Raw genomic sequence first — 6,182 nt, 5'->3', positions numbered from 1 at the left:
CAGATATGATTATGGTGTGCGGAACTATCACAAATAAGATGGCGCCTGTACTGAAACGCCTATACGACCAGATGCCGGACCCGAAATACGTGGTTGCCGTGGGTGGATGCGCCGTTAGCGGCGGACCGTTCAAGAAATCCTATCACGTAGTGAATGGAGTAGATAAGATTCTGCCGGTGGATGTGTACATCCCGGGATGCCCCCCTCGTCCGGAAGCGTTCTACTACGGCATGATGCAGTTGCAGCGTAAAGTGAAGATAGAGAAATTCTTCGGCGGAGTGAACCGGAAGGAACCGAAACCGGATAGTGACGAGTGATGAGCTACAATAACGAAACATAATCAAAATATGGATAATATACGATTTATAAAACCTACGGACTTGCATGCCGAAATGCTCCGCCTGCGCCAAGAGCAGCAGATGGACTTTCTGGAATGCCTGACCGGTATGGACTGGGGAGAAACAACCGACAAGGATACGCCGGATACACCGCGTGGTTTAGGAGTGGTTTATCATCTGGAATCCACCACTACCGGAGAACGTTTAGTCGTACGTACCGCTACCTTGGACCGCGAGAATGCCGAGTTACCCAGTGTCAGTGACATCTGGAAAGCAGCAGATTTCCTGGAGCGTGAAGTATACGATTTCTACGGCATCATCTTCATTGGACATCCCGACATGCGCCGCCTCTACCTGCGTAACGACTGGGTAGGATACCCTATGCGTAAGGACAATGATCCGGAAAAGGACAATCCGCTACGTATGGACAATGAAGAAACCATTGATACCACTACCGAACTGGCACTTAACCCGGATGGTACAATAAAGAATAAAGAACTGGTACTCTTCGGAGACGAAGAATATGTTGTGAACATCGGTCCGCAACACCCTGCCACGCACGGTGTAATGCGTTTCCGTGTATCACTGGAAGGTGAAACCATCGAGAAGATAGATGCCAACTGCGGCTACATCCACCGGGGCATCGAGAAGATGTGCGAAAGCCTCACCTACCCGCAGACATTGGCACTGACTGACCGTCTGGATTATCTGGGCGCACATCAGAACCGCCACGCCCTTTGTGCATGCATCGAGCAGGCTATGGGCATTGAAGTAAGCGACCGTGTGAAGTATATCCGTACCATCATGGACGAATTGCAGCGCATAGACTCTCACTTGCTGTTCTACTCTTGTCTCGCAATGGACCTTGGTGCTTTGACCGCGTTCTTCTATGGTTTCCGCGACCGCGAGAAGATACTCGACATCTTCGAGGAAACTTGCGGCGGACGCCTTATTATGAACTACAACACTATCGGTGGTGTGCAGGCCGATCTGCATCCCAACTTCCAGAAACGAGTGAAAGAGTTTATCCCCTACCTGCGTGGCATCATCCACGAATATCATGAGGTGTTCACCGGCAATATCATCGCCCAGCAACGTCTGAAAGGCGTAGGAGTACTGAGCCGTGAAGATGCCATCGCTTTCGGAGCTACAGGTGGTACAGGACGTGCCAGCGGCTGGGCTTGCGATGTCCGTAAACGCCATCCCTACGGAGTATACGACAAAGTGGACTTCAAAGAAATCGTTTATACCGAAGGCGACTCTTGGGCACGCTACATGGTTCGTATGGACGAAATCATGGAAAGCATGAATATCCTTGAACAACTCATTGATAACATCCCCGAAGGCCCATATCAGGAAAAGATGAAACCCATCATCCGTGTACCCGAAGGACAGTATTATACTGCCGTAGAAGGTAGCCGTGGTGAGTTCGGCGTCTTCCTGGAAAGCCATGGCGACAAGACTCCGTACCGTCTGCATTTCCGTTCCACGGGATTACCGCTGGTAAGCACCGTAGATACCATTTGCCGCGGAGCAAAGATTGCCGACCTGATTGCAATCGGGGGAACGCTGGATTACGTAGTGCCAGATATTGATAGGTAAAGGAAGGTACAATTTACAATGTACAATGTACAATTTAGCTGCGCATGAGTAGTCGGTTGATGCATTGCCATTGTAAAGTGCCTCGTAAATTGTAAATTGTAAATTGTAAATTACAAGATGTTTGACTTTAGTATAGTAACCAACTGGATACACCAGACGCTGACTTCCCTGATGCCGGAAGGTCTGGCGATATTCCTCGAATGTGTAGTGATAGGCGTGTGCATCATTCTGATGTATGCCGTACTCGCCATCATTCTGATTTACATGGAGCGCAAGATATGTGCTTTCTTCCAGTGTCGTCTCGGTCCGAACCGTGTAGGTAAATGGGGTAGCATTCAGGTCATCTGCGACGTGTTGAAGATGCTGACCAAAGAAATCTTCACTCCGAAAGCTGCCGACCGCTTCCTCTACAACCTGGCACCGTTCATGGTGATCATAGCTTCATTTCTGACATTTGCCTGCCTCCCTATTAATAAAGGTATGGAAGTGCTGAATTTCAATGTAGGTGTATTCTTCCTGCTGGCAGCATCCAGTATAGGTGTATTAGGTATTCTGCTGGCCGGTTGGGGATCCAACAACAAATTTTCATTGATCGGAGCCATGCGAAGCGGAGCACAGATTATCTCGTACGAGTTGTCTGTAGGACTGAGCATATTAACTATGGTAGTGCTGATGGGTACGATGCAGTTCTCAGAAATTGTAGAAGGACAGGCTGACGGATGGTTCATTTTCAAAGGACACATTCCGGCAGTGATCGCTTTTGTTATCTACCTGATAGCCGGAAATGCAGAGTGTAACCGTGGGCCGTTCGACTTGCCGGAAGCAGAAAGCGAACTGACGGCAGGATACCACACCGAATATAGCGGTATGCACTTCGGTTTCTTCTATCTGGCCGAATATCTGAACCTGTTTATCGTAGCCAGCGTGGCTGCCACCATCTTCCTGGGCGGCTGGATGCCGCTTCATATTGTAGGACTGGATGGCTTCAACGCCATAATGGATTATATTCCGGGCTTCATCTGGTTCTTCGGCAAGGCATTCTTCGTAGTATTCCTGCTGATGTGGATTAAATGGACATTCCCCCGCTTGCGTATCGACCAGATCCTGGCATTGGAATGGAAGTATCTGGTACCTATCTCGATGGTAAACCTCATTCTGATGGTACTGATTGTTGTATTTAAACTGCACTTTTAGATTATGAAAACATACAGTTATTTTGGCGGACTGATGCACGGCATCGGTTCTTTGCTGACGGGTATGAAAACTACCATGACCGTCTTCTGCCGCCGGAAAGTGACAGAGCAATACCCGGAGAATCGTGCGACACTGGAGATGTTCGACCGTTTCCGCGGTACGCTGACCATGCCGCACAATGACCGGAATGAACACCATTGTATAGCGTGCGGGCTGTGCCAGATAGCATGTCCCAACGATACCATCAAGGTAACAAGTGAAATGATAGAGACTGAGGACGGCAAAAAAAAGAAGATATTGGCAAAGTATGAATACGACCTCGGTTCGTGCATGTTCTGCCAACTTTGTGTCACAGCTTGTCCACACGATGCGATTACGTTTGCTACAGACTTTGAGCATGCGGTGTTCGACCGTACAAAGCTGGTGAAGACGTTGAACCATCCGGGCAGTCACGTAGAAGAGAAAAAGAAACCCGCTGCTCCCCAAAGTGAAGCAACAAAGTAATTTGTAATTAAGTAATTTGTAATTCAAGAATATGGAAATAACCCTTGAAACCGTAGTATTCTACTTTCTGGCAGTGTTCATCAGCGTATGTTCCATTCTCACTGTGACTACACGCCACATGGTACGCTCGGCAACGTATCTGCTGTTCACGCTTTTCGGCACGGCAGGCATCTACTTCCTGCTGGGCTACACATTTCTAGGCTCGGTACAAATCATGGTTTATGCCGGCGGTATTGTCGTACTCTACGTCTTCTCCATCCTGCTGACCAGTGGCGAAGGAGACCGTACTACCAAGTTAAAACGTAGCAAACTGTTGGCTGGTCTAGGTGCAACCGTAGGTGGTGCCATCATCGTAGTATTCATTACGTTGAAACATAAATTCCTCGTTACTACCGATCTTGTACCGCTGGAAATCAACATCAAGACTATCGGACACTCTATGCTGAGTAGTGACAAATTCGGTTATCTGCTTCCCTTCGAGGCAGTCAGCATCCTGTTGCTGGCGTGTATCGTAGGTGGGTTGGTGATTGCACGTAAACGCTAAATACAATTGATTATGATTCACATGGAATATTATCTGATAGTTTCGGCTATCATGTTTTTCGCCGGTATCTACGGGTTCTTCACCCGCCGCAACACACTGGCGATACTTATCAGCATCGAGTTGATACTGAATGCTACGGATATCAACTTCGCAGTGTTCAACCGTTTCCTTTTCCCTGACGGAATGGAAGGGTATTTCTTTGCCCTGTTCTCCATTGCCATCTCGGCCGCCGAAACGGCAGTAGCTATCGCGATTATGATCAACATCTACCGCAATATACGAAGTATCCAGGTTAATAAGCTGGACGAATTGAAATGGTAGAATCAGTACAGTATCAATAATAGAATAAAAAAGAAAAGAATATGGAATATACAATCTTCATTCTCCTGCTTCCCCTCCTCTCCTTCCTTGTATTGGGGATTGGCGGCAAATGGATGACGCACCGGACGGCGGGCATCATCGGTACCACGGTATTGGCTGTGGTAGCCGTATTGAGCTACGCCACTGCCTGGCAGTATTTCTCCGCTCCGCGTCTGGCGGACGGCACTTTCGCCACACTTATGCCTTATAATGTGACGTGGTTGCCCTTCACTTCAACGCTGAGCATTGACCTGGGTATCCTGCTCGACCCCATTTCTGTGATGATGCTTATCGTCATCTCCACCGTATCGTTGATGGTACATGTCTACTCTTTCGGCTACATGAAGGGTGAGCGCGGATTCCAACGCTATTATGCATTCCTCAGCCTCTTTACCATGTCCATGTTGGGTCTGGTGGTGGCTACCAATATCTTCCAGATGTATCTGTTCTGGGAATTGGTGGGTGTTTCGTCTTACTTGCTCATCGGTTTCTACTATACGAAACCGTCTGCTGTTGCTGCAAGCAAGAAAGCGTTCATTGTTACCCGTTTTGCCGACCTGGGTTTCCTGATCGGTATCCTTATTTACGGTTATTATGCCGGAACTTACACCTTCCATCCCAGTGAAATGGCATTGCTGAAAGGTGGTGCGGCAATGATACCTCTGGCCTTGGGACTGATGTTCATCGGTGGTGCCGGAAAGAGTGCCATGTTCCCATTACACATCTGGCTGCCGGATGCAATGGAAGGCCCGACACCCGTCAGCGCATTGATCCATGCAGCAACCATGGTGGTAGCCGGAGTTTACCTTGTGGCCCGAATGTTCCCGCTGTTCATCGGTTATGCACCCGACGTGCTGCATCTGGTAGCTTACGTTGGAGCGTTCACTGCATTCTATGCTGCTTCGGTAGCTTGTGTGCAAAGTGACATCAAACGTGTGCTGGCATTCTCTACTATCTCACAGATCGGCTTTATGATGGTGGCACTGGGAGTTTGTACTTCTGCTGATCCGCATCATGGCGGTCTGGGCTATATGGCCGGTATGTTCCACCTGTTCACGCACGCTATGTTCAAGGCATTACTCTTCCTCGGCGCAGGTAGCATTATCCATGCGGTACACAGCAATGAAATGTCCGCTATGGGTGGACTGCGCAAGTACATGCCTGTGACGCATATTACGTTCCTGATTGCTTGTCTTGCCATTGCAGGTATTCCTCCATTCTCCGGTTTCTTCTCTAAAGATGAAATACTGACAGCATGCTTCCAGTTCAGTCCTGTAATGGGCTGGATTATGACAGTGATTGCTGCAATGACGGCATTTTATATGTTCCGCCTCTATTACGGCATCTTCTGGGGCAAAGAGAATAAAGAGCTTCATGCTGAACATACCTCCCCACGAAAGTCCGTTAACTATGACTTTTCCGCTGATGTTTCTTGCTGTTGTTACTATCGGAGCCGGTTTCATCCCCTTCGGTAAGTTCATCTCTTCCAACGGTACGGCTTACGAGATTCATCTCGACTGGGCGGTGGCAGGTACCAGCATTGCTATAGCTGTCATCTCCATCGCAATTGCCACAGCCATGTACGCACGGGCAAAGCAACCCGTTGCCAATGCCCTTGCCCGTCGTTTCCGCGGATTATG

At 48.6% G+C, this 6,182-nt stretch carries 6 protein-coding genes and 1 pseudogene; all 7 read left to right on the top strand.

Annotation, left to right across the window (positions count from 1 at the left end; all coding sequences use genetic code 11):
- A partial coding sequence (locus tag BACCELL_RS13820; RefSeq protein WP_007212458.1) for an NADH-quinone oxidoreductase subunit B occupies nt 1-317 on the top strand: 317 nt, incomplete at its 5' end.
- Nucleotides 318-347: 30 nt separating this feature from the next.
- On the top strand, nt 348-1,940 hold the full coding sequence (locus BACCELL_RS13815) for an NADH-quinone oxidoreductase subunit D (protein WP_007212457.1): 1,593 nt from the start codon (nt 348-350) through the stop codon (nt 1,938-1,940).
- Between the two features lie 117 nt (nt 1,941-2,057).
- The gene (nuoH, locus tag BACCELL_RS13810; RefSeq protein WP_007212456.1) at nt 2,058-3,134 is read left to right on the top strand and encodes an NADH-quinone oxidoreductase subunit NuoH; all 1,077 of its coding nucleotides are present in this window, start codon (nt 2,058-2,060) and stop codon (nt 3,132-3,134) included.
- A gap of 3 nt (nt 3,135-3,137) precedes the next feature.
- A complete protein-coding gene (locus BACCELL_RS13805; RefSeq protein WP_007212455.1) occupies nt 3,138-3,638 on the top strand; it encodes a 4Fe-4S binding protein in 501 nt (166 codons plus the stop codon).
- 31 nt (nt 3,639-3,669) lie between these two features.
- Complete coding sequence (locus tag BACCELL_RS13800) at nt 3,670-4,182, top strand: NADH-quinone oxidoreductase subunit J family protein (RefSeq protein WP_007212454.1); 513 nt, start codon at nt 3,670-3,672, stop codon at nt 4,180-4,182.
- Nucleotides 4,183-4,194: 12 nt separating this feature from the next.
- Nucleotides 4,195-4,503 carry an NADH-quinone oxidoreductase subunit NuoK gene (gene nuoK / locus BACCELL_RS13795; protein WP_007212453.1) on the top strand — a complete coding sequence of 103 codons (309 nt, stop codon included), beginning with the start codon at nt 4,195-4,197 and terminating at the stop codon, nt 4,501-4,503.
- Between the two features lie 41 nt (nt 4,504-4,544).
- Nucleotides 4,545-6,182 (top strand): annotated as a pseudogene (gene nuoL, locus BACCELL_RS13790) (NADH-quinone oxidoreductase subunit L); the annotation flags it as partial.

The organism is Bacteroides cellulosilyticus DSM 14838, from assembly GCF_000158035.1.
GTDB lineage: Bacteria > Bacteroidota > Bacteroidia > Bacteroidales > Bacteroidaceae > Bacteroides > Bacteroides cellulosilyticus.
Note: the sequence above shows the minus strand (reverse complement) of the source record. Positions and strands in the feature narration are given on the sequence as shown.

Coding starts and splice junctions, on each gene's coding strand:
- BACCELL_RS13815 (WP_007212457.1), top strand. CDS start 348: ATGGATAATATACGATTTATAAAACCTACGGACTTGCATGCCGAAATG.
- nuoH (WP_007212456.1), top strand. CDS start 2,058: ATGTTTGACTTTAGTATAGTAACCAACTGGATACACCAGACGCTGACT.
- BACCELL_RS13805 (WP_007212455.1), top strand. CDS start 3,138: ATGAAAACATACAGTTATTTTGGCGGACTGATGCACGGCATCGGTTCT.
- BACCELL_RS13800 (WP_007212454.1), top strand. CDS start 3,670: ATGGAAATAACCCTTGAAACCGTAGTATTCTACTTTCTGGCAGTGTTC.
- nuoK (WP_007212453.1), top strand. CDS start 4,195: ATGATTCACATGGAATATTATCTGATAGTTTCGGCTATCATGTTTTTC.